At 77.7% G+C, this 752-nt stretch carries 1 protein-coding gene; it reads right to left on the minus strand.

Annotation, left to right across the window (positions count from 1 at the left end; genetic code table 11):
* Positions 1-10: 10 nt before the first annotated feature.
* Positions 11-583: an alpha/beta family hydrolase gene (locus tag ATM99_RS17500; protein WP_062104083.1), complete on the minus strand. Its 573-nt coding sequence runs from the start codon at positions 581-583 to the stop codon at positions 11-13.
* Between the last annotated feature and the right edge of the window lie 169 nt (positions 584-752).

Genomic DNA, 752 nt, shown 5'->3' on the forward strand with positions numbered 1-752 from the left:
GGGTGGTGCGTCAGGTGAGCCAGGTGAGCCAGGTGCGGACGGCGTCGACGACCGGGGGGTCGGCCGGACCGTGGGCGCCGCGGACGAGGACGAGCGTCACCGGGCCGGCGAGGGCGGCCAGGTGCTCGACGAGCTCGTCGGGCGTGCCGAACGGGTCGGCGGCGCCGCTCACCGCGAGCACCGGCACGGTGACCCGCGGCAGGTGCGTGACCCGCAGCGTGTCGGGTCGGCCGGGCGGGTGCAGCGGGTACGACAGCAGCAGCAGGCCCGCGACCGGCAGCCCGTCCGCCACGGCGACCGAGCACATGCGCCCGCCGAACGAGCGACCCCCCACGACGAGCCGCTCGGTCCCGACGCCCAGGTCGGCCGCGAACGTCGTGGCCTCCTCGACGACCCGGGCCGGGGCGGCCTTCGCGCCGCGCGGCACGTCGACGCGCCGCACCGGGACTCCCACGGCGGTGAGGGCCGCGTCGAGCGCGACGAGCGTCGCGTGGTCCCGCGTCGCGCTCGCCCCGGGCGTGAGCAGCACGCCCGCGACGTCCGTCGGCCCCGGTCCGTCCCGCAGCACCCGCACGTCCGCCATCCCTGCATCCTCGCGCACAGCGCCGTGGCACGGACGTCGCCGGATCCGCTCCCGTGCGCCTGACGCGGGTGGACGTCGCGCGTGCACGGACGGACCGTGCGGTGCGCCCGGTGGTGCTGGATCGCTCTCTCGCGGGTGGGAAGTGGGCTGGATTGCGCTCTCGCGGGTG

The organism is Cellulomonas sp. B6, assembly GCF_001462455.1.
In the GTDB taxonomy this organism is placed as follows: Bacteria; Actinomycetota; Actinomycetes; order Actinomycetales; family Cellulomonadaceae; genus Cellulomonas.

Excerpts from the sequence above, each read along its gene's own strand:
- ATM99_RS17500 (WP_062104083.1), bottom strand. The coding sequence starts at position 583 with ATGGCGGACGTGCGGGTGCTGCGGGACGGACCGGGGCCGACGGACGTC.